This window comes from Legionella sp. W05-934-2, from assembly GCF_964199965.1.
GTDB lineage: Bacteria > Pseudomonadota > Gammaproteobacteria > Legionellales > Legionellaceae > JAFIFT01.
In genome coordinates, this window is record NZ_CAXMZT010000001.1 from 21,702 (window position 1) to 45,513 (window position 23,812).

Sequence of the window (23,812 nt, forward strand, 5' to 3'; positions counted from 1 at the left end):
AATCCAAAAGGCGAGTCTTTTAGGGAAAGTCCCATGAATCACTTATCCTAGAGCATATCGATAATATATACCCGTGATAATTCAAAATGCAAGGTTTCTACTTTTTCTTTTGTCCTTTCTGAATTTTAAAAATCACTCAAAGAAACGAGTCATAGCGTGTTTTAACGTTGAGCAGAATCAGAAAATAGAGGTGCATAAATCCTCGCATTTTTAATGATCACGGGTATAGTAGTTGAAGCAAGTTTAAAAAGCGCTATAATTCTGTGGTATTCTCATCCGGGCCTGCACGACAGATTTCTGATTCCGTTTCACAGCGCTTGTTAGACGATGAAAAGAGCAAATTTTAAAATACCTACAATGAGGAATAATCATGGCTGGCCATAGTAAATGGGCAAATATTCGATTCCGTAAAGGTGCACAAGATGCTAAACGTGGCAAAATATTTACTAAATTGATACGTGAAATCACGGTTGCGGCAAGAATGGGGGGGGAAGATGAAACAACCAATCCACGCTTACGTGATGCCATATCCAAAGCACTTAAGCAAAATATGAAACGTGACACCATTGAAAATGCAATCAAGCGAGGTGCAGGCGGGCTAGAAGGTGAAAACATGATGGAACTGCGCTATGAAGGGTATGGTCCTCAAGGAGTGGCAATCATTGTTGATTGTTTAACCGATAATAAAAATAGGACGGTATCTGAAGTCAGGCATGCGTTTACCAAGTTCGGCGGTAATTTGGGGACAGATGGCTCGGTTGCCTATATGTTTACCAATCAAGGGGAAATATCCCTCGAACCGATTAATGATGAAGAAAAAGCCATGGAAGTTGCCATTGAAGCGGGGGCTGAAGATGTTTATGTTGAAAATGGCTTTGTTGAGATTATCACTTCAGAGGATAATTACCATCAGATGTTAGCCTCGTTAGAGGAAAATAACCTAATCGTTGCGAATAATACATTAACCATGAGAGCACAAACGGAAGTAGCGTTAGATGGCGAGGCTGCGGAAACGTTCGCCAAGCTTTATGATATGTTGGAGGATCTAGACGATGTTCAAAAGATCTATTCAAATGCTGTTTTACCCGATAGTATGTATGAATAATATTACTTAAGCGTATTTTCGCATGACCATTATTTTAGGGATTGATCCAGGCTCACGGATCACAGGTTATGGCCTGGTAAATCAGCAAGGTAGGCAATTAAGTTATATTGATAGCGGGTGTATACGAACAGGTGATGGTGAACTTAGCCAAAGACTCTTAGTCATCTTTAATGCAATCTGCCAGTTACTTGAAACCCATCAACCTGTGCAAGTTGCAATTGAGCAAGTTTTTATGCACCAAAATGCGAGTGCAGCACTAAAATTGGGCCATGCTCGTGGTGTGGCGATGGTCGCGGCTGCATCGCATCGATTGGCTGTGAGTGAATACTCCCCACGGGAAATTAAACAAGCGCTGGTTGGACATGGTGGGGCGGATAAAACGCAAGTTAATCATATGGTTAGGCATATTTTAAATTTAAATATCGTACCACAAGCAGATGCTGGCGACGCATTAGCGGCAGCTATTTGCCACTGCCATCATATATCAAGTCCGCCGGCCATTTCACAGTATAGCCGTAGACGAAGGAGAGCAAAGCGATGATAGGCTGGTTAAAAGGTGATATTTTAGACAAATCCATCCCGGGACGGCTAGTTGTTGATGTGAATGGCGTTGGTTATGACGTTGAAACATCACTGAATACCTATTTCCAGGTTGAATCGTTGCAAAATCCCGTCGGTTTTTTTATTCATACGGTTGTTCGTGAAGATGCATTGCTTTTATTTGGGTTTTATCAAAAGCAAGAGCGCACGCTATTTCGAACCCTGATTAAGGTCAATGGTGTTGGTCCAAAGCTTGCGTTATCCATTTTATCGTCAGTGACCCCGGATGAGTTTGTGCAAACAGTCCGTCAGGGCGATAGTCATTCTTTAACGCGATTTCCAGGCATTGGCAAGAAAACAGCCGAGCGACTACTCATCGAATTAAAGGACGCTGTCAAGGATTGGACAAGCACTGAAAAGGCTTGTCAATCGAGTTCAATGCCTGCCCCACGGCAGATTGATGAAGCGATCGCTGCATTAATTGCATTGGGCTATAAACCAGCTGAAGCTAGCCGTGTGGCTCGTTCAGTCGATGACGGCAATAAGAGCAGCGAGCAATTAATACGAGACGCATTAAAACAACTCGCCTAGCTAAATTGTTCCCTTAGTAAGTTTTAACTGAAGGCGATTCCTCTCGCTTAATGAGGTTACGCTCGTCATATTTTTGGATAAAGAACTTTGCGATGTCACTGGCTTCTTGATCTTTAATTAACAGGTTTTGCCGTTTGTTATCTCGTGAAGAGTGTACTGGAAGCTTTTCTTCAAAGCTTGTTATTAACGCCTTATAAGCGTCCAACACAAGAAAGAAATCACTATCTGCATTCGTCGTTAATGTTCCGGCGACCCAATGAGCATTATTTCCCTTGTTCGCATCGTTTATTTGTTCAATGATTGCTTTATAGAGAATATCCACTTGGTTTTGTGCCGACTCATCATCTTTGAAGTAATTTCTGGTAAGGCTGAACAACGTTTTTTGACATGAATAGAATGTATAACTTTGATTTTCACTAGCGGATTGTAAGCTACGTGCTGAGTGGTTCTCAAATCCAGGTTGCAGAGCATTGATAAATTCAATCAACTCTCTGATTACCGATAAATCGATGGTTAATTGCGCTTGGTCATAGCGATGTTTGGACGGTTTTATAACCTCTGTTAACAGGTAGCTGTCTAAAAGAAGTTGTTCTTCACTATTTGGCTTTTTGACCCCACCCGGTGCCTGAAGCTGGATTAGCTTTCTAATACGCTCTAATAAACCTGCCATCATCGATAGTTTCACAAGCTCTTCAAGTTGAGCTTTAAGATTAAGAATCGTGATGGGATTTTCTTGGACATACATTCGCATAAAGGTCATGGCTTTTTGAACAATTTCGTTATCAGACAGAACATTCGGTTCCATCGTATCATCAATTAGAAACTGCAAAAATAATGTGTTATTCGATGCATAGGTGAGGCAAGCCTTCTGAAGGGCGTGCTCAAAGGCTTTTTTAGTTTGAAACGGATTGTGTGGATAGCGCTCATATTGGGTTGGTTCGTTGGAATACAAATTATCATTCATGATGCGAACAATAGCCCTATTGAGAAATGCTTTTACAGGGCCACTGATTGTTAGCTTCCCTTCACATGCTTTGGCGATGGTATTGCTGACTATATTGTCTAGAATTTGCGATTGATGTTGTCTAATGCGCAATATCCAGTCTGATGTCTCCATGGATAATAATGAAGAGACATGAGCTTCTCTTAAAATTGGAAACGACCTGGTTTTATCGTATAACTTTTGATTGTTTTTAATAAAACTGTCATCAAAGCAAGTTGTGACACGAATATCGGATGGTTCCGTCACAATATTTTCTAGACTAATGGTTTTTTCAGTGGGACCTTTTCGAAATAGTCCAGGTACAGCACTTGAATTAGGGGTTTGTTGGCCTCGTGAACGAGCACTGGATTGATTAAGGTTATTTGAACTTTCTGATTTGGCACTTTGACTATTGAAGGAAGATATTTGTGAGCCGCTAGAGGCGGCATCATTTTTTGGTAGTTGTATAAAAGGGATAAATTTTGTGTCGTTATCATTTAATGAATCTGCATTAAAGCATGTCTCCTTGCTGATTTCATCAGCGGGAATATTGAGCCGTTGGCTTATCAGTTTCTTGATATCACCCTGTTCTTTATTTGGTATTTCTGTTTGCTGATTATTATGATATGTGGTAAAAAGACACTGGTATGTGCCGTTGTCATTTTTGCACCATAAGACCGGGGTGCCGTTGTAGGTGATTCCAGATAAATGTCCTAAGTACATGTGGTTGACTCCAAAAAATCCCAATTGGCAAAACAAAGTGTTAATTATTGCACAACAACAGCATAATGTAAAATAATGAAACAAATATTCAGAGAAACCAAACAACTGGTTTTGCCAAGCGATTTATTGTCCACTTATCGCCAATTAGCTAGTTTGCCTGGCTTTGCCTTATTAAAAAGCGATGGAAAAAACAATGGCAATTGGGATATTGTGACAGCTCTTCCATTTAAGAGTCAAACGCTGCATCGGCTTGAGGATATTGCGAGTATTTTAGAAATAGAGGAAGAATTTAACCAACCAACCGCTGGTCACTACCCATTTCAAGGAGGCATTATAGGGTATATTTCTTATAATTATGGCGTTCTAGCTCATGGTATTCCATTGCAAGCACATAACCCATACCACAATCTACCGTTGGTTTGCTTAAATTGGTATCGATGGTGTATTGCCATTAACCATCAAGAAAAATCAGCCACGTTAATTTATGAAACAGATGACGACACACTTGCTAATGTCAGCGACATACAACAACTTTGGCAAAACTCCATCCTATCGGCTTCAACGCAGGCTGTTGCTGAGGTTAAATCATTATGGCAGAAATCGGATTATGAAAACGCCTTCAATTTGGTTATGGATGGTTTAAAAACAGGGCGTTGTTATCAAGTTAACCTCGCTCAGACGTTTTGTATCAATACGACAGTGTCCTCATGGCAATTATATGAACAAATTGCTCGCCAAAACCCTGAGCCCTATGGTGCGTTTTTAGCCTATGATTCCCATCAAATTTTATCATTTTCACCGGAATGTTTTATCACGGTTGATGGCAATAAAGTAACGACGTGCCCGATCAAAGGGTCGGCGCCTCGATGCCATGAAAACCCTAAGCTTGATTGGGCATTGGCGCAAGCGTTGAAAACCAGCGAAAAAGATCGCGCTGAGAACGTGATGATTGTGGATTTAATGCGCCATGATCTCAGTAAAATTGCTGAAAAAGGCAGTGTCCGTGTCAATCAATTATGCGCGTTGCACAGTTATCCGCAAATCCATCATTTGGTGAGTGAAGTCGTAGCTATTAAGAAAGATTGCTACTCGGCGATTGAGGTTTTGTTGTCCTCATTTCCTGGCGGTTCAATCACTGGGGCTCCGAAAGTCGAAGCAATGACAATGATCGCTGAACTGGAGCTCTCGGCGCGAGGGCCTTATTGTGGCAGTCTATTTTACTATTCAAGGCATGGGCGATTAGACAGCAATATCGCCATTCGCACCATGACAGCGATTGATCAAAAATTTTGGCTACATGCAGGCGGTGGCATTGTCATTGATTCTAGGCTAGAACAAGAATATGAGGAATGTTTAATTAAACTATCCGCTATCTTAAATGCGGTGAAAACACATTAGAGCAACCAATATGAATAAACAAGCAGGGGTATTGGTTATCATTGAACGCCAAAGCCACTCTTTAATTTTAACCAAACGAAGTTTGCAATTATCCATTCATGCTGGCGAAGTGAGCTTCCCAGGGGGGAGGTGGCAACGAGGCGATAAAGACATACAGTATACAGCATTGCGGGAAACGCATGAAGAAATCGGTATTGAACCCCAACGCATTCATATCATACAGCCAATGGATAAAGTCTTTACGTTGACAGGGTATGAAATTTCGCCTTACTTAGCTGAAGTCGATTGTGTGTCTGGGTATCAACTGCAGATAGAAGAAGTGGAACAATTAATCAAATTACCCATCGAAAAAGTCAAAGAAAAAAAATCTTATCAAATGATGACGCGCCAGTTTGGTGGGGTGAACGTAAAAACCTTGAGTTTTGAACACCCCGAACACTTAATTTGGGGAGCAACTGCAAAAATTATGTGGCAATTAGTTGATTTACTATCATGAGCCAGATAGTATAAAAATTTCAACAAATTAACTCATAACTATTTATGAACCAGTCATCAACACAAACGAAGGCGTTTCATTTAAAAGGAAGAATGTTCACGCTGACAGTTATGCAGTTCCACTATGATAATTTTCCTTCCCTCGAAGAACAATTGGAAGAAGCAATTGCACAAGCGCCTGCTATGTTTGAACAAACGGGAATTGTTCTTGATTTTTCCAAAATGGGCAATAAAGAACTTAATTTAAGTCAATTATGTGATACCATGTTATCCAAAGGGTTATATCCTGTTGCAGTGCAAAGCCCTCATCCGGAACATGCAGCAATGGCTATATCACAAGGATTACCCATTTTACATGCTTCTACTAAATATGATCGAGCCATTGAAGATGAGACTCGCAAAAAGGTGGTTGAAACCCAAGAAGCCTGTGTGGCAAAAATACACGACAAACCGGTTCGCTCTGGCCAACAAGTGGTTAGCAAATCTGGGGATTTAATTATTACTGCGCCTGTTAGTCATGGTGCGGAATTATTAGCGAATGGCAATATTCACATCTATGGGCCATTACGTGGACGCGCACTCGCTGGTATAAACGGGGATATCAATGCAAGAATTTTCTGTCAAGCATTAGAAGCGGATCTCGTATCCATCGCTGGATACTATCGTTTGAGTGATGATTTACAAGACATAAAAGGACCTTGTCAAATTTACCTTCAGGATGAACAATTGATTGTTGAACCTTTATGAATGAAGCTGTTTTCATATCCGATTTACATTTAAATCCAGATTGTCCTGCCTTAACTGACCAATTCATACGCTTTTGCCATTGGGCTGAGAATAATACAAAGTCAGTCTATATCCTCGGTGATTTTTTTCACTTATGGGTTGGTGATGATGATCATTCTGAATGGATTACCCCCATTCGAAACGCCCTACTAGCGCTAGATAAAAAAGGCATCAAGCTATTCTATATGGGCGGCAACCGTGATTTTTTATTGGGTAAACGTTTTTGCCGCCAGAGCGGTATGCACTATTTAAAAGATGGTACATTATTAAATTGGCAAGGAAACACGATTGCGTTGACACATGGTGATCGTTTATGTACCAAAGATAGAACGCATCAGCTATTTTATCATTTCACACGGAATGCCATCTTTCCTTTTTTCTTTAATCGCTTCCCGTTCAAATTTCGCCGTGCATTAGCAAAACGAGTTCGTCAAAGAAGTCAACGAAACAAACCAAAGCAACGTATGTTGGGTGCTGTGACAATTGATGGCATTAATAAGTTTATCCATCGATATCCTTGTGATATGGTAGTGCATGGTCACACCCATCAGCCAGCCCTTCATCACCATGTGGTAGGAAAGCAAGTTGTGCAACGGTTTGTGCTCAGTGATTGGGATGACAAGGTGATTATATTGTGTTATCATAATGCAAAGGGTTTTTATTTTTACCAATTCGAGGTGAGTCATGGCCAAAGATAACATTGAACTTAGCGAACAGGCCCAAAAAGCTAAAGAAAAAATTGAAACATTAAATAAGAAAAAATTTGAGGATCATAAAGCCTTTGTTAAAACGGTTCTAGCAGTTGAATTCGCTTCCCGTGAAAAAGCGTTAACGCCTTATCGTCAAATAAAGGCAGAATACAAAAGTCAGAATGCCAAAGAGCGGGATAAACTGTGGGAGCAATTGGAAGAATACGTCCAAAGAGAATTGCTTCGAGGTGAAGCAGCTGCCTATGTAGAATGGTATACCGGCATGATGAAATTATTAGCATCGTGCGCATTGCTTAACGCCGCTTTATTTTCCTATAATGCGAGTTTTTCCGATCTGATGTTTTATTGGAGTCAACGAGAGAGTGTGGCTCAAAGTATCGGTCTTAGTAAGGACAAAACCATGAGCGCAGTCAAAGGGTTCTTTGGTGCGACAGGGGCTATACCAACTAATTTTGATCCAAAATTTTCGATGTATGCTCAAATGAACGATGGGTTGGTCTATGGTAAGCTCTTTTCTGGGGCGGATGCGGAAGAAGTGGTGTTTACGCAGTATGGTTCCGATCCAACACCCACGGACATTTTTGTTGAGGCATATCTTAAAGAAAAAACGGAATATGAGTTAATTTTGGATAGTGAAAGTCCACTTTATAGGAAAGTGGTTAAAAAAGAGGATGATCCAAGCAAAGTGATCCAGTTTTTGCTGGATAATCCGGATGCTGTTTCACAAATTAAACTTCAAGCGGCTGAGCCTGACCTGTTGCCAGAAGATAGGAAGCCTTATCAATTACACGCTAAGGCAATAAAGCAAAATGCTACGGGTGGGGGTTATGTGATTGTTGCAGAGGCCAAATATCTCTATAAAGACGAGCACAATAAAGATGCCCTTGGTAAAGAAACCATTGAAATCCCCATTTCTTATCCAACCATACTTGTCCATGGCGGTCATTTCTTTAGCGGTCAGTCTAATCATCCTGATAAAGGCTTTGCAATTGATTATTCACTTCCTGCTGCGCAATTAACAAGCCAAGAGGAGCTCGATGAGATTATTGGCGATGATTTTGTTCAATATTGTGAGATTAAAATTAACGAAAAAATCACCAATTTCCATGGTAAAGTTCGGCTAGACCTAGACAGTCAAGGTAGACCGACAGTTGAAGTGGTTAAAGTCATTAATGGCAAAGAATTGCCAATCGCTGCTGCGACTGCTCAGACAATCCAACAAGAACTTGCTACTGAGATGGATGAAATGATCCATAACCAGCCTCAACCACCACGCATAGAAAAAGTGGATGGTAAGCTCCAATATACCAGTAAGTATCAAATGCCAAGCGATGATCAGATGACGTCGTTTATTAAACATTTTGTCGAAGCAAATTATCAACTGGATTGGGAAACCATGGAAGTGGATTACAAGAATAAGAAAGTATATATCAAAGATATCCTGGATAATACAAAACATACAATCAACTTTAAACTTGAGCAGACCGAGGATAGTCAACAAAACGTGAAGGTGTCATTCTCTGGCGCGCCGATGGAAGGTAAAAGTTTTGAAGAAGCAAAAACCAAAAAGCTGCTATCAAAAGAAGAGCTGAATGCAGAGTTTGCACCAAGATTAGAGTCAACATTTGAAGAACATTTAAGTACTACGATTGAAGGACTGAATGAGAAGCCGCTGAAATTGTTGGCCTACAATCCACAACCGTTATCCCCTTCACCCTCGCCAAAACCATAATTTCTTTTACTTCTCCTACTTGTTAATCAGCTGGGAGAAGTAAGTCCTGGTTATAACGCTAAAGGCCCACTGTGAAAACGAAATACGTTATCATTGGCTAAAATATACTCATTTTCTAAAAGTAAGAAGAAATCTAAACGATCCTTTAAATTTGGATCATAGCGTTTGGCCAATTCGATGTAATCCATGAAATGACGGGCTTCTGCTTTAATTAAGCCTCGGTAAAAGCGAATCAGCTCATCATCGTTGATGACATCTGATAGCACAGCAAAACGTTCGCATGAACGTGCTTCGATAATGGCCCCAATGATTAATAGATCGGTTAGTCGATAGTGAGTGTCGTATTTTCGCACGTGTTGATGAAGGTGACTAGCATAGCGAGAGGGTGGGAGGGCATAAAATTCGATGCCACGTGCCACTAATATATCATGGACTTTTTCAAAGTGAAGCATTTCTTCGCGAATTAGCGGAGACATACAACGGACTAGTACCCTATCATTGGGTGCTATCGCAATGAGATTAATAGCGGTTGATGCAGCCTTACGTTCACAATGGGCATGATCAATCAATAAATGATCGATATGATTGGGCGCTTGGTCGAGCCAGACAGAAGGGGTTTCTTGTTTTAAAAAAGACCGTATTATTTTAATATCTGCTTCAATTGTCATTGTTAAGCCAATAAATGCATGCAACGTTATCTCAAAAATTGTGTTATATTACTAAAATAGGATTTAATTTGACAGATCAAAAGGAGCTTCGTTCATGGCAGAGCAAGCACATGGGCCTAAACCTACTCCCTCATCATATAGTATTATTACGGTTGGTCGCCTCTTTTGCTATTATCATATCAAACTCACAGAACAAGATATTGTCAATACACTGAACACACCTGAATCATTTTTCAACAAGCTCGTGCACTTGCCAATGATAAGTGTTTTGACAGGTATTATTTATCAACAGGCTTATGATTATCAAGTATATCTCCAAAAGCTCTATGTGGATTATCTATTGTCTGGCGAGACAGTAAAACCTGAATCATCTCCTGGAGGGCTGACCCGAGCTGAACTTGAGAATAAGCGGCTTGAGCTTTCTCAGATGTCAAAAGATTTCCATGAGTTAGAATATTCGCACCACAAACACATATCGTTGTGCCAGCAATTAATCCTGAACGAATTAAAACCATGGCACCTTGCATTTAAGCAGGCTAATCAAGCGATGTATACGTTAGCTCAACAAAATCAAATCAAATGGTCTAAGGAACAAGTCGGTTCATTTATTAACAGCCTTTTTGCGATGTTGCCCATGTCTTCTATTGATGATGATCCATCGGCAATAAAAACATGTCTTGAAACATCCAACGTAGCCATCGAACTTGACACCGTCATATCTTCGTTTTGCCAATCGATTTCACCCTTGAAGAAAGTTGCCCTCAATGTCATAGATAACATTCACGCAACGCAAGACGAGGCGTTATCCATTCAACAACAAATGCGTCAATATCGGCAACATTTTGAACAGCTTATTATGACCTGCAACGATCTACTCAGAGCCTTGCCTGATTATAAGATGGACTTAGAACAAGATGCGATTAATCGAGAGTTTATCCAACTAGACCGCAATGTGACGGAAGATATGCCTAATACTGAATCATAATATTTATATACCCCTGCTTAGATTGCCAATAATAGTGAGATCCTCTATAATATCGGCGAAAACACGATTGATGTTTTAGATTTGATGACGGGACATGGTTTGATTGTTGGTGTGGCAGGGTGTGCTAAATCCAAGCATTAATTCTCATTGACGAAGCGTTAATTGCCGACTTGAAAAGCAACACACGATTTTATATTTGATGAGAAAAACCCCTAAAGTTTCTAAATCATGATGTCAACAATCCTAAAGCGTGTATGATTCATTGATAAATTTGGAGTTTCCATGGCTATTGAAAGAACACTATCGATTATCAAGCCCGATGCGGTTGGTAAAAATGTTATTGGACAAATACTATCACGCTTTGAAAAAGCGGGTTTGAAAATTGTGAATGCAAAAATGATGCATCTATCACGCAAACAAGCTGAACAGTTTTATGAAGTTCATCAAGCGCGACCATTTTTTAATGATCTCGTTGAATTTATGATATCGGGTCCCGTTATGGTTCAGGTTCTCGAAGGGAATAATGCCATTGCCTTAAATCGTGAATTAATGGGGGCTACCAATCCTAAAGAAGCAGCAGTAGGGACCATCCGTGCGGATTTTGCCGATAGCATTGATGCCAATGCTGTTCATGGTTCAGACGGCGCTCAAACAGCCCAACAGGAAATTGCCTTCTTTTTTGGCGATGAGCTTTTTAGTCGCTAGGACACCATGAGCAATACAATAAATCTGCTGGATTATGATAGAACTGCTATGACAGCGTTTGTCACGTCGCTTGGTGAGCAGCCCTATCGTGCCCAACAAATCATCAAATGGATACATCAATATGGGCATTGTTCGTTTGAACAGATGACCAATTTGAGCAAATCATTTCGTGAAAAATTAAGTGAGGTTGCGGTTGTTGAATTACCAGAATTGGTTTCAAGCCAGCATTCAGTGGATGGTACTCACAAATGGCTATTGAAATTGCATTGTGGAAATTGTATTGAAACGGTATTTATTCCTGAAGAGAACAGAGGCACATTGTGTGTCTCATCACAAGTTGGCTGCGGCTTAAATTGCAGCTTTTGTTCAACAGCGAAGCAGGGGTTTAATCGTAATTTATCCGCCGGTGAAATAATTGCTCAGGTATGGTTTGCTGTGCGTGAACTATCCCAACAAAATGGGTTTCATGATCGGAAAATTACGAATGTCGTGATGATGGGTATGGGCGAGCCGCTACTTAACTTTGATAACGTAGTGGCGGCAATGAATTTGATGATGGACGATTTTGGATACAGTTTATCAAAACGGCGTGTTACTTTATCAACTTCCGGAGTGTTGCCTTACTTATTAAAGCTAAAAGAAGTCAGTCCAGTTGCATTAGCCGTCTCTTTACATGCCCCCAATGATGAGTTACGTAATCAACTGGTCCCGCTGAATAAAAAATATCCTTTAAAGCAGTTAATGGCTGCTTGTCGTGACTATTTTAAGGGGGAGCATAAACGGTATGTTACCATGGAATACGTCATGTTAAAGGGTGTCAATGATCAGCCTGAACACGCCCGGCAGCTAGTTAAACTGTTGGCAAATGTTCCTTGTAAAGTGAATTTGATCCCATTTAATCCATTTCCTATGGCCCAATATGAGCGTTCTACTTTGCAAACTATTAATCACTTTCGTGAGATATTGATTAATCATGGTATCAATACGATTACCCGTAAAACACGGGGCGATGATATTGATGCCGCCTGTGGTCAATTAGCGGGCGAATTTAAAGATAGAACACGACGATCAGAGCGTTGGCAGAAAATTAATTTTAATCGGCAAGTTATTGAAGCTTAAAAAAATTATCACTTTCATTTGATTCATTTTTAAACGTGGGTATAATTTGTTGAAACGTTTGAGATTAGGTAGGGATTTGTGAAACGATATCATCTAGTATTATTGGCATTCGTTTTTCTGTTCAACGGATGTGCAGAGCATTCGGATAAAGTCATTGAACAGCAAAAAAGCCCTCAGAGAACGGCGGATGCCGCAAGAATTAATACCCAATTGGGCTTGGCTTATTTAAAGCAAGGCAATCGTTCACGTGCAAAATCCAAGCTTCTCAATGCATTGTCATTGGCTCCTAAATCCCCTGATGTGAATGCGGGATTTGCATATTATCTTGAAACATCGGGCGATATTGAAAATGCGGATCAATATTATCAAAAAGCAATTTCATTCGCTGGCAATAGCGGCGCACAATTGAATAACTACGGTGCTTTTTTATGCCGTAACAAACGTTATGCAGAGGCTGATAAATATTTCTTAAAAGCAGTGGAAGATGTTAAGTATCTGAATGTCGCTGGTGCTTATGAAAATGCAGGTCTGTGTGCTGAAGCAAATGGCAATGATAGCAAAGCTTTGGCCTATTTTAAAAAGGCTTTGGTTCAAGATCCACAACGTAAACCGTCGTTGGTAGAAGCGTTGCAATTACTTGTTAAGCAACATAAGGACAACTCTGCACTCGATTTACTAAAGCAGTATCCTGAACTAACCTATCAAGATAGCGGGTTATTGAAACAAGGCGTTATGCTCGCTGAAAAAACGCATGATGAAAATACGCTTTCCTTTTATCAAGCAAGATTGCAATCCATGACAAATATAGCTTCCTCTCAATCAGGAGATCAAAATGACAACGGATAATGAGACAGAACAATCAATAGAAGTATCTGTAGATTCGATTGGTCAACAACTACAAGATGCTCGAAATAAAAAGGGTTATAGCGTTGAGTATGTTGCCGGCAAGTTGCATTTAAGAGGCCAGATATTATCTTTAATTGAGGATAATGACTTTGATAAGTTGCCTCAAACAGTGTTTATAAAAGGGTATATCCGAGCTTACGCCAAATGCGTTGACCTCGAAGCAGAGCCTTTGATTGAGCAGTATGATTCGAATTATGCGATTCATAAGCCGACACAAGAGGCCTATTTATGGCAAAAAAGAAAGGATGTGAATCATGGGGTCAACTTAGTCAAATGGTTTACCGTATTATCGTTGTCAGCCGTGATTATCAGTGTTGGAATTTGGTGGAAAAATGGGAAAGTTTCTCAAGATACAACCGCTGAAATGAGTGCTCAACTTAATCAAAAGCAAATTGATAAACAACAACAACTAACTGATTTAAACAAAATGAGTACGATCATAAAGTTGCCTGATCAGGAGTCAGGACGTGTCGGATAAGATTCAAGCAATACGCGGAATGAATGATATTCTTCCACAAGATACACCAAAGTGGCAGGCTTTAGAGGCAACAATGCGACAAGTGCTATCGAGCTATGGCTATGATGAAATACGCACGCCAATAGTTGAGAGTACGAATCTTTTTAAGCGATCAATCGGTGATTTTACGGATATTGTTGAAAAGGAGATGTATACTTTTACGGATCTAAATGGTGATAGTTTAACGCTTCGACCTGAAGGGACAGCCTCCACCGTTAGAGCTTGTATTGAGCATGGATTGTTACATAACCAACAACAAAAATTGTGGTATATTGGCCCCATGTTTCGGCATGAAAAACCTCAGAAAGGTCGGTATCGACAATTCTATCAATTAGGTGTGGAAATTTATGGTTTTGATGGCATTTCTATTGAGGCTGAAATGCTCCTCCTCTGCCAGCGGTTATGGCAGAAGCTTGATTTACTGGATGATTTGGTGTTAGAAATCAATTCACTTGGTACAATCCAAGAGCGTCAGTCCTATATCAAGTTGCTTACCACCTATTTTCAAGATCATGCCTATTTGCTCGATGAAGATAGTATTAGGCGATTAAATCGAAATCCATTGCGCATTCTTGACAGCAAAAATCCTGATATGACTGAGGTTATTAACAATGCGCCAAAATTAATTGATCACCTGAATGAAGAAAGTAAGAATCATTTTGCACAGTTGTGTGCTGTGCTTGAAAACGTTGGTATAGGTTATCGCGTTAATCCAACGTTGGTTCGAGGATTAGACTATTATAATCAAACCGTGTTTGAATGGACAACTAATCTGCTGGGGAGCCAATCAACGGTCTGTGCCGGTGGTCGGTATGATTTATTAGTTGAGCATTTGGGAGGTAAGCAAACCACTGCCATGGGATTTGCTCTGGGCATGGAGCGATTGATCTTATTGCAAGAAGTAAAACAAAAGAGCTTGCCATCGCAACGCTATCCCTTAATTTTCTTTATTACAACGACGGATGAAGCAAGAGTCATTGCTTTGCAATTGGCTGAAAAACTGAGAACTCAATTTGCTGATGAAAGCGTCATTGTTAGCCATGTTTCGACAGGATTAAAAAGTCAGTTTAAAAAGGCAGACAAAAGCCAGGCATACTTGGCGCTAATAATTGGTGAAGAAGAGCTTGAGCAAAATACAATCGGAATTAAATTTTTAAGAAAAGATGAACCTCAACAAGTCATTTCACAAAATGACTTGCTACAAGCTGTAGCGAATATTATCCAACAGATCGAGGAGTAAGCCATGTCAACCTATGTGACTGAAGAAGAACAAATTGAACAGATAAAAAAATGGTGGAGTAAACATGGCAATACCATTTCAACCATTGTATTAATCCTTGTTGTTTGTTTTGCTGGGTATCGATACTGGCAATGGCACAATCAAAAGGTTTCAATTCAAGCCTCTTCGCTTTATGAGCAAATGTTAGTGGCTTATACTAATCAGGACAATAAAGCACTTGTTTCGAGGGCGAATAAATTAGTAGAAAATCACCAAGGAACAGTTTATGGCGACGCCGCTAATTTAACCTTAGCTAAAGTTGCGACCGAGAAAAAAAGCTATGATCAAGCTGTTTCTCGTTTGAATGCTGTGATTAAAAATAATAAAAATAGTGCACTCACGCAAATTGCCAAGTTACGTCTGGCTCGGGTGTTGGTTGCGCAAAAGAATTATCAATCAGCGCTTAATGCTATTGGCACAATTTCTAATGATAGCTATCGGCCTTTGGTTAGTGAGTTGCGCGGTGATATCTATTCAGCAATGGGTGAATTTGAAAAGGCTAAAGTTGCCTATGAAGATGCGCTGTCAACAACCCGAAAGCAAAATGTCGGTAATTTATTTTTAGAAATGAAATCAAATGATGTTGCAAGGTTACAATTGTCCGAGCAAGCAAGTATAAAAACCGTCTAATTAGTTAATAACTTAACGAGAACAAATAATGATGAAACTGTTGTATCGAAAAATCACTTTAGCCAGTTTGATTATCCCATTAACATCCTGTACTTATGTCGATAATTATATGCTTGGGAAAGACAATACCCCCGAACCGAAGACGCTTCCGATGATGACGCAGCGATCGGATTTAACTAAAAAGTGGGAAGTTCCTATTGGAAAAGAGAAGAATATTTCCACGCTTGAGAAGACGACACCCGTGGTCAATAAAAAAATTATCTATGCTGTGAGCGGTCAAGGCGTGGTTAAAGCAATCCAAGAAGGGAATGGGAAAATACTATGGCAGTCTAATTTATCCCAACCGATTGTTAGCGGTCCCACGGTATCTGATAACTTTATTGCGCTTACCACAAATGACGCCAAACTACATCTCCTTAAAAAATCCGACGGTAGCAAACTTTGGCAAACACAGTTGTCCAATGATATGTTGGCAAAGCCCTTGATAGCGAAAAATAAAGTCATTGCCAAAACAGTTGATGGTTTTTTATACGCATTTGATGTCAAAAACGGTGAAAAATTATGGTCAGTGGATCATGGTGCGCCAGATATCATCTTAAAAGCGAGTTCAAGTCCTGTGCTTGCCAATAATCAATATGTCCTTTCCGCCTTTTCAGACGGCAAGGTTGAAGCGATTGATATTGCAACAGGTCGATCATTATGGCAAGGTCGAATTGCCTTTCCCAAAGGCGCAAGTGATATTGAGCAGTTAGTTGACGTGGATGCCGATCCCATCATTGAAAATGATACCGCCTACTTCGCAGCTTTTCAGGGAGCAGTTGGCGCTTTATCTTTACAAACAGGTCAGTTTAAATGGCGACGAAATGCTTCTGTTTATAAAGACATCGCTGTGGATCGGAGTAACTTATACTACGTTGATAGCAATGATGTAATTTGGTCATTAGATAAACAAAGCGGTCGAGTTAATTGGAAACAACCTCAGCTAATGCATCGTGGTTTAAGCGCACCGGTCGTGGCAAATAATCAGTTATTTGTTACCGATAAAACAGGCTTGGTCCATGGCTTATCCTTGCGAACGGGCGTTTTTACGGCACGCGTCAATGCGCAGGCTAAATCGTCTGTTGCACCAGTTGTCGCAGATGATAGTTTATTAATTCAAACAACATCTGGTTATTTAAGCCGGTACTCAGTAGGATAACGATGGAACCAGTTGTTGTATTAGTTGGTCGCCCCAATGTTGGCAAATCAACATTGTTTAACGGCCTTACCCGTTCACGGGATGCTTTAGTCGCTGATTTTCCGGGGTTGACCCGTGATAGACAATATGGGCATGTGACATTGGGTGAGCGTCCATTTATCATTGTTGATACCGGTGGTATCGGTGTGGATGATGCAGCAGTGGATACCCTGATGAGTCGCCAATCAACCCAGGCTCTGCAAGAAGCCGATGTCATCCTTTTTGTGGTGGATGGACGCAGCGGGTTGTCACCCATTGATAGCGATATTGCGAATCAACTTCGGCGGATGAATAAACCTGTCATTCTCGGTGTTAACAAAACCGATGGCATGCAAGAAGATGTTGCCTTGGGTGAGTTTGCTCATCTTGGATTTAATCATGTTGTCCCTCTGGCAGCATCGCATGGGCGTGGATTGCAGGATTTAGTTTATCAATGTGAGTCGTTATTTCCACCCGAACCCACTGAATCTGAAGATACGACCCTTAAGTTAGACAAAGAGGCAATTGTCATTGCTTTCATCGGACGACCCAATGTGGGTAAATCAACCCTAGTCAATCGAATTCTTGGTGAAGAGCGTGTAGTTGTCTATGATATGCCTGGAACTACCCGAGACAGCATTCGTATTCCGTTCTCACGTAACCAACAATCCTATATCTTAATTGATACGGCAGGGGTGCGTAAAAGAGGGCGCATACAGCAATCAATTGAAAAATTCTCGGTGATTAAATCGCTGCAAGCCATTGATGAAGCAAACGTTTGCTTGCTGGTTATTGACGCTCGTGAAGGGGTTACAGAACAAGATCTCCACATGGCTGGCTTTATCGTTGAGTCGGGTCGTGCCATTGTCATTGTTGTCAATAAATGGGATGGGCTGGATGAGGAGAGCAAGGACAAAGTCAAGCAAGATATTGAAAGACGGTTACCTTTTTTAACTTATGCTAAAAAACGGTTTGTGTCGGCGTTGCATGGTAGTAACGTTGGTTTATTATATGCCGATATTCATGAAGCATATGATTCAGCCAATATGGCGCTATCCACATCAAAGCTAACACGACTATTACAAGATATGGTTAGCCAACATCAACCGCCACTCGTCAAAGGACGTCGAATAAAATTGCGATATGCTCATGCGGGTGGACACAATCCACCGACCATTGTCATCCATGGCAATCAATTAAATGATTTACCTGATAGCTATAAGCGCTATTTAGCAAACCAATTCACGGAACAACTAAATCTTGTTGGAACCCCCGTTAAAATTTCGTTTAAAACGGGAGACAATCCTTTTAAAAATAAGAAAAATGAACTTACTCCTCGACAACAACGCAAAAAGAAACGTTTGATTTCAAGGCGTTATAAAAAATAGTCTTAAGGAATATGTTCAGTTCAACCAAATAGGCGCGTAGTAACTACGCTTACTTTTTGAAACGATCTTGATTTTGAACTATCTAATCGGCTCATTGGCCTTGATTGTTTATGGCAATGAAACCAGAACAATGGCTGTTCTAGCCAGAAATATTCTGGGATTTGTTATTTAATATTGTTGAAGCATCGTTATGATAAACTATCTATTCGATAGTAGATATCGCTCGATTTTATGCTTAAATGGTGATTTGCCAGAGGCATCCTTTTTTCGACAGCAGCAGTTACCTGTTATCGCTGCAGACGGGGCAGCAAATCATTTAAAGAAGATGAGATTATCACCAGAAATCATCATTGGCGATCTGGATAGTATTCATGCGGCCTTGCGTAATAATCATCCTGTCTTGTTTGAACCATGCCAAAATAGCTCAGATTTTCAAAAATCGATGCATTATTTACATCAACAAAACCTTCTTCCGGCAATTATTGTTGGCATGAACGGCGGGTATTTGGACCATATTCTTAACAATATTAATATCTTTATGGCAACAAATAGTCTTTTTTACGCCCCCCCTACTTCTTGGATTCGTTATAAAAAAAGGTCAATCAGAGCAATTGACACTGCCAATCGATACTAAACTATCGCTTTTTGGCATCCCCAGTGCGAACATTAGTTCAATCGGGTTGAAATGGGAGTTAAAGGAGTTTAACTTAGCGTTTCCGGGGCAAACGTCGTGTTTTAATCGGAATATACTCAATACTATTCAACTGGAAATTCATGACGGCGTTGTGCTGGTGATGGTCTATGAAAAACCGATGACGTGAGTTAAATATCCTATGAATATGCCCAATAATATAACAATGTGGTATAATAAACATAAGAAGATGAGTAGCGATTGATAACAATGCCGACATATGGGTTATTTCTTCACATTTTTCAGTTCAATTCTATGATTGAAATAGATAACTACTTAGGATAATAACATGATGCCTGCTACAAGCGATATTATGAGTGGGGATGATATCACTGCCCATTACCTTGATGCCGAGGATCCATCCTTTAAAATTTTTCGCTACCAAAATGTTGTCTACGCTGTTCGCTTTGATAGCCAGCATTCTGCACCCATTGCTAGTGTGGAATTGTGGAAAAGTAATAAATCATTGAATAAAAGCTACAGACCCTCAGAGGCAATCATAGGCATGGGGGTTGAGGGAGTGGTTTATAAAAAAACGGATGACAAGGCCATTAAAAGAACAAGGCATAACAGTGCATATACTGATGAAGGAATACACAATCTTCATCGTATCAACCACCGTCTACTAGAGCAAAAGTTTATGCTCTCCACCCATAAAATTGATCAGTATTTTGTCTTAGGACTGTGGAATACGAAAGCCAATAACAACGTAGTCTTTAACATGCCCAGGTTAATTCCAGGGGAACCGAAGGATCCTGATGCAGTGGATAAATGGGTCATAGCCCTTAAAAAGTTAAATGAGTTAGGCTATTCTCACCCAGATTTAGCCGATAATTGTGATCATGATAGTCGGCAAAATATCATGTACACATCCGATGGTTTAAGGCTAATCGACCTTGACTTTGGTCTGTTTCATTATAATAATCCCACGGCTTATACACAAAATATGAGCGAGGACGACTCAAGAACAATTAATGGTAATGATCAATGGATATACATATATAACCACTTAAAAAGTAATAAAAGTGCGTGGCGATGGGCGGTAAGATCCTTCTATTATTCCAATCCCGGATGGTCCTTATCAAAATCTCCCATCAAATTGTTAGAACGGGTAGAACAAAACGTCATTCTGTTACCAAAAGACGTTATTGATGAACTAAAATCACATAAAGAGTTGTTACTTACCCAACACAAGACGAATTCCAGAGTAGCTGTTCGTGAGTATCTAGAAGGCAGATTGAGCAACCGACAGCATTCTTTTCATGAAGTGAGTTCAGCTGATTTTGCTCTCTCGGAATTTCAAGAGCAGTATAGCGGGTTAAAAGGAGATGCGCTTAAGCGATCGTTACTTAAAGAGCTCAAAGATTCATTAGAAAAAGTAAATTCAGCAAGCGAGATAGAAGCAATTAAAAAGGAATTTGTTACGTCGGGTAAAATGAAAGTCATTGACACAGCCCAGGGTAGAACAACTTACTTTTTAAGTGTTTTTGGTTTAAAAACTGATTCTCATCGAGCCGTTGACAAACTTTTTCAAAGTGCCCATAAAAGAATAGAATCGACCCAATCAAAGGGCCCAAAGATAAGTTAATATGTCGCATCAAGCGAAGGCAATTTCGTACCAGATAGTCATAGCAATACTAATCTAGTAAGGAGCAGCCTAGATGGCTATCTGAAAAAATATCAACCTTATGATTAACGCACAAATACAAATTATGAGTTTCTCACCGTAATGATATTTAGTTCTCGGAGTTTTTATTACCGGATGGTCCGCAGTCCTCTCGTTAGATTATGTATCTTAAATCAACGTCCAATCTAAATAAGACAAGGGAATACGAACAAAATCGCGTTCACGATAACGAGGATGGGGAAGCGTGAGTTTGGGGTGATGCATGGATTTCTCACCATAAATTATAAGGTCGACATCAATTTTTCTTGCGCCCCATCGTCGCTTTCTTACTCGGCCTTGGTATTTCTCAATTTTTTGACAGAGTGCTAGTAAATTCAAAGGCATTATTCGAGTTTTTATATGAACAACTGTATTGATAAACTTGGGCTGATTTTTTAAACCGATAGCGGGGTTACAATAAAATGGTGCTACTTGAATGACATGGCTATGGGGAAGGTTTTTCAGATGTTTAATCGCTGTCCGTATTTGCCGATTAGGCGTTGCCAAATTGCTGCCTAGGGCGATGTAACAATCAATCATCCTTTATCTCTCGTTTAATAGGTGCGCGGCGGCGACGTCTTTTTTTTCCAGGACTTCCTTGCATTTTTGCAATCATGGCTTCTTTATCTTCATGGCTTGCCTCTTGAAACGTTGTCCACCAATCCGCTATATCCATGTCCGCATCCCCAGCTAAAGCACGTATGGCCAGAAAATCATAAGCTGCACGGAAGCGAGGATGATTTAGTAATTGAAAAGCGCGGTTGCCGACTCGTTTGGTAAAACGATATTGAAGTAGCCAGATCTCACGGATGACAATGGTGAAACGCTTGGGAATGGCAATGAGTTGGCACTGATTGCTCAATACGTCACTCATGGACTTTTCTAAAGCAACCAAAGGCTCTTGACCCTCAGCAACCATTTTTTCGGCAAGTGCTATCAAGGGGAACCAAAGAATGATTGCAAAAATAAAGGCAGGTGTTACGGGTTTATTTTCATGAATTCGCCGGTCAGTATTCTCTAACGCAATTTGAATCAATGTCCGTTGATTTGCAAACTGTTTGTCGACGTCAGCTGTTTGGGGTAAGAGCAATTGGTATAACCCAAATTGAACGGTTAATTGATGAGCCTTTAGTGCATGGCCACATTGATAAAGTTTGGTAATTTCATCAAATAATCGAGAAGGAGAAACATGTTGAATCAAGTGGATCAATGAATGGATAGGCTTGGCTGTGGCTTCATCCATGTCAAATTCAAGTTTGGCAGAAAATCGTAGGGCTCTTAACATTCTGACGGGATCTTCTTTATAACGTGTTTGCGCATCGCCAATGATATGGATGGTTTTATCGCGCAAGTGCTGATAACCACCCGTCAGATCAATGATTGCAGATTGATTAATATCATAGAGGAGGGCGTTGATAGTGAAATCACGCCGCCATATGTCTTCTTCCATCGTACCAAACACATTGTCTTGAATGAGCATACCTTTTTCATTGGCTTTTAAATTATCATGCAGTGTTGCGCTCGCACGGAAAGTGGCTACTTCTATCACCTCACGATAAAACAAGATATGGACGATTTTAAAACGACGTCCTATGATACGAGCGTTGCGAAATAGCTTTTTGATTTGTTGGGGAGTAGCATTGGTTGTGATATCAAAATCTTTAGGGACTTTGCGTAACAGTAAGTCGCGCACACTACCGCCAACAAGATAGGATTCATAACCGGCAGTGTTTAAACGATTCAGCACTTTTAAGGCATTCTCGCTAATGTCCGTTTTTGATAAGCAGTGTTGCGTGCGGGGTATGATATGTTCATCCTTAATGACTTTTTTCTTAGGATGTGCACGCTTCAAAATTTTTCGAAAATAACTAAAGATGGTAGGCACCTAGAGTAATATTAAACGATGTATTATAACGCCTAAAATGTTAAAAATAAATCGTCACGGCAATCTAATTGTGAGTATTATGTGCTTGATTCAATCCTTGAATTATTAGAAAAAAAGATTTATCTTCTCAAAATTTCAATTACTGTTTCATACATCTCTTAGAAGAATATGCGTGAAGCGCTACAAGCGTCTATTTTGTTTTTATTATTAATATAGGTTATTCAAATATGTTATTGAGCATGACGGGATTTGCCACTTATCAGATGGACTTGGCGGAAGTCTTACTCACATGGGAATTTAAGACAGTGAATCATCGGTACCAGGATTTGACGATTCGGTTGCCGGATGCGTATCGCTCTTTAGAAGGACTGTTGCGTGAGAGGGTTAAATCTAAAATTTCACGCGGAAAAGTTGATATTCAACTAAAATTAAAAGAAAAGCAGGTGAAAAACAATTACTTAGCGATCGATATAATGCGCGTTAAGAAAATTGTTGAACAGGTGAATGAAGTGAGTGAACAAGTAAACGAGATAGGACAATTGAGCTGGGATACATTATTGACCTTACCCGATATATTAATTGAGCATGAGGCTCAACTTGTGTCGGAAGAGACGCTAGTCGATTCATTCGAACAAGGCTTAAAACGGCTATGGGACAGCCGTCGTCAAGAGGGGCAATTTTTGCAAACGATCATCGCAGAGCGACTTGTTTGTTTATTGGATCTGCAAAAAAACATTGCTAATAAAGTCCACGCATTGAATTCTCATCTGAAAGCAAAATTAGAAGGTAGGCTTGCTGAACTGTCGATTACTATCGGAGACGATCGGCTTATGCAAGAGGTTGCTTTGATGTTAACCAAAATGGATGTGGCTGAGGAGTTAGATAGGATTGAAAGTCATTGCCAACAAATTGAATTGGCAATGAAGATGAAAGAACCCGTTGGTAGGCGGTTGGATTTCTTAATGCAGGAATTAAATCGGGAAATTAATACCCTTAGTGTTAAAATAGATGATGCAGATGTTCGTAAACAAACGGTTGAGATGAAAGTCTTAATTGAACAAATGCGTGAACAAATTCAAAATGTCGAGTGAGAGG

24 protein-coding genes are annotated in these 23,812 nt (G+C 40.1%); 20 read left to right on the forward strand and 4 right to left on the reverse strand.

Annotated features, from left to right (window positions below; all coding sequences use genetic code 11):
- Window positions 1–370 precede the first annotated feature (370 nt).
- The 3 genes from AB3348_RS00085 to ruvA are packed head-to-tail and all read left to right on the forward strand — an operon-like array spanning window position 371 to window position 2,236.
- On the forward strand, window positions 371–1,105 hold the full coding sequence (locus tag AB3348_RS00085; protein ID WP_367605480.1) for a YebC/PmpR family DNA-binding transcriptional regulator: 735 nt from the start codon (window positions 371–373) through the stop codon (window positions 1,103–1,105).
- Between the two features lie 22 nt (window positions 1,106–1,127).
- A complete protein-coding gene (gene ruvC / locus AB3348_RS00090; RefSeq protein WP_367605481.1) occupies window positions 1,128–1,646 on the forward strand; it encodes a crossover junction endodeoxyribonuclease RuvC in 519 nt (172 codons plus the stop codon).
- Window positions 1,643–2,236 carry a Holliday junction branch migration protein RuvA gene (ruvA, locus tag AB3348_RS00095; protein ID WP_367605482.1) on the forward strand — a complete coding sequence of 198 codons (594 nt, stop codon included), beginning with the start codon at window positions 1,643–1,645 and terminating at the stop codon, window positions 2,234–2,236. The genes ruvC and ruvA overlap by 4 nt, the downstream gene beginning before the upstream one ends.
- 13 nt (window positions 2,237–2,249) lie before the next feature.
- On the opposite strand, the gene AB3348_RS00100 is transcribed toward ruvA, so the two are convergent.
- A complete protein-coding gene (locus AB3348_RS00100; protein ID WP_367605484.1) occupies window positions 2,250–3,941 on the reverse strand; it encodes a hypothetical protein in 1,692 nt (563 codons plus the stop codon).
- A 75-nt stretch (window positions 3,942–4,016) separates the two neighbouring features.
- On the opposite strand from AB3348_RS00100, the gene AB3348_RS00105 reads away from it, so the two are divergent.
- The 5 genes from AB3348_RS00105 to AB3348_RS00125 are packed head-to-tail and all read left to right on the forward strand — an operon-like array spanning window position 4,017 to window position 9,062.
- Window positions 4,017–5,339 carry an anthranilate synthase component I family protein gene (locus tag AB3348_RS00105; protein WP_367605486.1) on the forward strand — a complete coding sequence of 441 codons (1,323 nt, stop codon included), beginning with the start codon at window positions 4,017–4,019 and terminating at the stop codon, window positions 5,337–5,339.
- 10 nt (window positions 5,340–5,349) lie between these two features.
- Window positions 5,350–5,835, forward strand: coding sequence for a CoA pyrophosphatase (locus AB3348_RS00110; protein ID WP_367605488.1), 486 nt, complete (start codon window positions 5,350–5,352; stop codon window positions 5,833–5,835).
- A 44-nt stretch (window positions 5,836–5,879) separates the two neighbouring features.
- Window positions 5,880–6,581, forward strand: coding sequence for a septum site-determining protein MinC (gene minC / locus AB3348_RS00115; protein ID WP_367605490.1), 702 nt, complete (start codon window positions 5,880–5,882; stop codon window positions 6,579–6,581).
- Window positions 6,578–7,318 (forward strand): UDP-2,3-diacylglucosamine diphosphatase, encoded by a 741-nt coding sequence (locus AB3348_RS00120; RefSeq protein WP_367605492.1) that lies wholly within the window; start codon window positions 6,578–6,580, stop codon window positions 7,316–7,318. Before minC ends, AB3348_RS00120 begins: the two co-directional genes overlap by 4 nt.
- On the forward strand, window positions 7,305–9,062 hold the full coding sequence (locus tag AB3348_RS00125; RefSeq protein ID WP_367605494.1) for a hypothetical protein: 1,758 nt from the start codon (window positions 7,305–7,307) through the stop codon (window positions 9,060–9,062). The genes AB3348_RS00120 and AB3348_RS00125 overlap by 14 nt, the downstream gene beginning before the upstream one ends.
- A gap of 50 nt (window positions 9,063–9,112) precedes the next feature.
- Here the strand turns inward: AB3348_RS00125 and AB3348_RS00130 are convergent, their stop codons facing one another.
- On the reverse strand, window positions 9,113–9,730 hold the full coding sequence (locus AB3348_RS00130; RefSeq protein ID WP_367605496.1) for a tRNA-(ms[2]io[6]A)-hydroxylase: 618 nt from the start codon (window positions 9,728–9,730) through the stop codon (window positions 9,113–9,115).
- 94 nt (window positions 9,731–9,824) lie between these two features.
- Here AB3348_RS00130 and AB3348_RS00135 point away from each other — a divergent pair, with 94 nt between their 5' ends.
- The 11 genes from AB3348_RS00135 (at window position 9,825) to AB3348_RS00185 (ending at window position 20,754) form a co-directional block, all read left to right on the forward strand.
- Complete coding sequence (locus AB3348_RS00135; protein WP_367605497.1) at window positions 9,825–10,715, forward strand: hypothetical protein; 891 nt, start codon at window positions 9,825–9,827, stop codon at window positions 10,713–10,715.
- A gap of 282 nt (window positions 10,716–10,997) precedes the next feature.
- Window positions 10,998–11,420: a nucleoside-diphosphate kinase gene (gene ndk / locus AB3348_RS00140; RefSeq protein ID WP_367605499.1), complete on the forward strand. Its 423-nt coding sequence runs from the start codon at window positions 10,998–11,000 to the stop codon at window positions 11,418–11,420.
- Between the two features lie 6 nt (window positions 11,421–11,426).
- The gene (gene rlmN / locus AB3348_RS00145; protein WP_367605500.1) at window positions 11,427–12,539 is read left to right on the forward strand and encodes a 23S rRNA (adenine(2503)-C(2))-methyltransferase RlmN; all 1,113 of its coding nucleotides are present in this window, start codon (window positions 11,427–11,429) and stop codon (window positions 12,537–12,539) included.
- A 78-nt stretch (window positions 12,540–12,617) separates the two neighbouring features.
- The gene (gene pilW, locus AB3348_RS00150; protein WP_367605502.1) at window positions 12,618–13,385 is read left to right on the forward strand and encodes a type IV pilus biogenesis/stability protein PilW; all 768 of its coding nucleotides are present in this window, start codon (window positions 12,618–12,620) and stop codon (window positions 13,383–13,385) included.
- A complete protein-coding gene (locus AB3348_RS00155; RefSeq protein ID WP_367605503.1) occupies window positions 13,372–13,923 on the forward strand; it encodes a helix-turn-helix domain-containing protein in 552 nt (183 codons plus the stop codon). Before pilW ends, AB3348_RS00155 begins: the two co-directional genes overlap by 14 nt.
- A complete protein-coding gene (hisS, locus tag AB3348_RS00160; protein WP_367605505.1) occupies window positions 13,913–15,202 on the forward strand; it encodes a histidine--tRNA ligase in 1,290 nt (429 codons plus the stop codon). Before AB3348_RS00155 ends, hisS begins: the two co-directional genes overlap by 11 nt.
- A 3-nt stretch (window positions 15,203–15,205) precedes the next feature.
- Window positions 15,206–15,871, forward strand: a complete 666-nt coding sequence (locus AB3348_RS00165; protein WP_367605506.1) for a YfgM family protein — start codon at window positions 15,206–15,208, stop codon at window positions 15,869–15,871.
- Window positions 15,872–15,899: 28 nt separating this feature from the next.
- The gene (gene bamB, locus AB3348_RS00170; RefSeq protein ID WP_367605508.1) at window positions 15,900–17,069 is read left to right on the forward strand and encodes an outer membrane protein assembly factor BamB; all 1,170 of its coding nucleotides are present in this window, start codon (window positions 15,900–15,902) and stop codon (window positions 17,067–17,069) included.
- A 2-nt stretch (window positions 17,070–17,071) separates the two neighbouring features.
- Window positions 17,072–18,475: a ribosome biogenesis GTPase Der gene (der, locus tag AB3348_RS00175; RefSeq protein WP_367605510.1), complete on the forward strand. Its 1,404-nt coding sequence runs from the start codon at window positions 17,072–17,074 to the stop codon at window positions 18,473–18,475.
- A gap of 190 nt (window positions 18,476–18,665) precedes the next feature.
- Entirely contained in the window at window positions 18,666–19,109 is a 444-nt protein-coding gene (locus AB3348_RS00180; RefSeq protein WP_367605511.1) for a thiamine diphosphokinase, read from the forward strand.
- Window positions 19,110–19,455: 346 nt separating this feature from the next.
- Window positions 19,456–20,754 (forward strand): hypothetical protein, encoded by a 1,299-nt coding sequence (locus AB3348_RS00185; RefSeq protein WP_367605513.1) that lies wholly within the window; start codon window positions 19,456–19,458, stop codon window positions 20,752–20,754.
- Between the two features lie 207 nt (window positions 20,755–20,961).
- Here AB3348_RS00185 and folK read toward each other — a convergent pair whose 3' ends face one another.
- Window positions 20,962–21,372 carry a 2-amino-4-hydroxy-6-hydroxymethyldihydropteridine diphosphokinase gene (gene folK, locus AB3348_RS00190; RefSeq protein ID WP_367605515.1) on the reverse strand — a complete coding sequence of 137 codons (411 nt, stop codon included), beginning with the start codon at window positions 21,370–21,372 and terminating at the stop codon, window positions 20,962–20,964.
- The gene (gene pcnB, locus AB3348_RS00195) at window positions 21,365–22,684 is read right to left on the reverse strand and encodes a polynucleotide adenylyltransferase PcnB (RefSeq protein ID WP_367605517.1); all 1,320 of its coding nucleotides are present in this window, start codon (window positions 22,682–22,684) and stop codon (window positions 21,365–21,367) included. Before pcnB ends, folK begins: the two co-directional genes overlap by 8 nt.
- 260 nt (window positions 22,685–22,944) lie before the next feature.
- On the opposite strand from pcnB, the gene AB3348_RS00200 reads away from it, so the two are divergent.
- Window positions 22,945–23,808, forward strand: coding sequence for a YicC/YloC family endoribonuclease (locus AB3348_RS00200; protein ID WP_367605519.1), 864 nt, complete (start codon window positions 22,945–22,947; stop codon window positions 23,806–23,808).
- The last annotated feature ends 4 nt before the right edge of the window (window positions 23,809–23,812 follow it).

Excerpts from the sequence above, each read along its gene's own strand:
- AB3348_RS00085 (WP_367605480.1), top strand. The coding sequence starts at position 371 with ATGGCTGGCCATAGTAAATGGGCAAATATTCGATTCCGTAAAGGTGCA.
- ruvC (WP_367605481.1), top strand. The coding sequence starts at position 1,128 with ATGACCATTATTTTAGGGATTGATCCAGGCTCACGGATCACAGGTTAT.
- ruvA (WP_367605482.1), top strand. The coding sequence starts at position 1,643 with ATGATAGGCTGGTTAAAAGGTGATATTTTAGACAAATCCATCCCGGGA.
- AB3348_RS00100 (WP_367605484.1), bottom strand. The coding sequence starts at position 3,941 with ATGTACTTAGGACATTTATCTGGAATCACCTACAACGGCACCCCGGTC.
- AB3348_RS00105 (WP_367605486.1), top strand. The coding sequence starts at position 4,017 with ATGAAACAAATATTCAGAGAAACCAAACAACTGGTTTTGCCAAGCGAT.
- AB3348_RS00110 (WP_367605488.1), top strand. The coding sequence starts at position 5,350 with ATGAATAAACAAGCAGGGGTATTGGTTATCATTGAACGCCAAAGCCAC.
- minC (WP_367605490.1), top strand. The coding sequence starts at position 5,880 with ATGAACCAGTCATCAACACAAACGAAGGCGTTTCATTTAAAAGGAAGA.
- AB3348_RS00120 (WP_367605492.1), top strand. The coding sequence starts at position 6,578 with ATGAATGAAGCTGTTTTCATATCCGATTTACATTTAAATCCAGATTGT.
- AB3348_RS00125 (WP_367605494.1), top strand. The coding sequence starts at position 7,305 with ATGGCCAAAGATAACATTGAACTTAGCGAACAGGCCCAAAAAGCTAAA.
- AB3348_RS00130 (WP_367605496.1), bottom strand. The coding sequence starts at position 9,730 with ATGACAATTGAAGCAGATATTAAAATAATACGGTCTTTTTTAAAACAA.
- AB3348_RS00135 (WP_367605497.1), top strand. The coding sequence starts at position 9,825 with ATGGCAGAGCAAGCACATGGGCCTAAACCTACTCCCTCATCATATAGT.
- ndk (WP_367605499.1), top strand. The coding sequence starts at position 10,998 with ATGGCTATTGAAAGAACACTATCGATTATCAAGCCCGATGCGGTTGGT.
- rlmN (WP_367605500.1), top strand. The coding sequence starts at position 11,427 with ATGAGCAATACAATAAATCTGCTGGATTATGATAGAACTGCTATGACA.
- AB3348_RS00155 (WP_367605503.1), top strand. The coding sequence starts at position 13,372 with ATGACAACGGATAATGAGACAGAACAATCAATAGAAGTATCTGTAGAT.
- AB3348_RS00165 (WP_367605506.1), top strand. The coding sequence starts at position 15,206 with ATGTCAACCTATGTGACTGAAGAAGAACAAATTGAACAGATAAAAAAA.
- bamB (WP_367605508.1), top strand. The coding sequence starts at position 15,900 with ATGATGAAACTGTTGTATCGAAAAATCACTTTAGCCAGTTTGATTATC.
- der (WP_367605510.1), top strand. The coding sequence starts at position 17,072 with ATGGAACCAGTTGTTGTATTAGTTGGTCGCCCCAATGTTGGCAAATCA.
- AB3348_RS00180 (WP_367605511.1), top strand. The coding sequence starts at position 18,666 with ATGATAAACTATCTATTCGATAGTAGATATCGCTCGATTTTATGCTTA.
- AB3348_RS00185 (WP_367605513.1), top strand. The coding sequence starts at position 19,456 with ATGATGCCTGCTACAAGCGATATTATGAGTGGGGATGATATCACTGCC.
- folK (WP_367605515.1), bottom strand. The coding sequence starts at position 21,372 with ATGATTGATTGTTACATCGCCCTAGGCAGCAATTTGGCAACGCCTAAT.
- AB3348_RS00200 (WP_367605519.1), top strand. The coding sequence starts at position 22,945 with ATGTTATTGAGCATGACGGGATTTGCCACTTATCAGATGGACTTGGCG.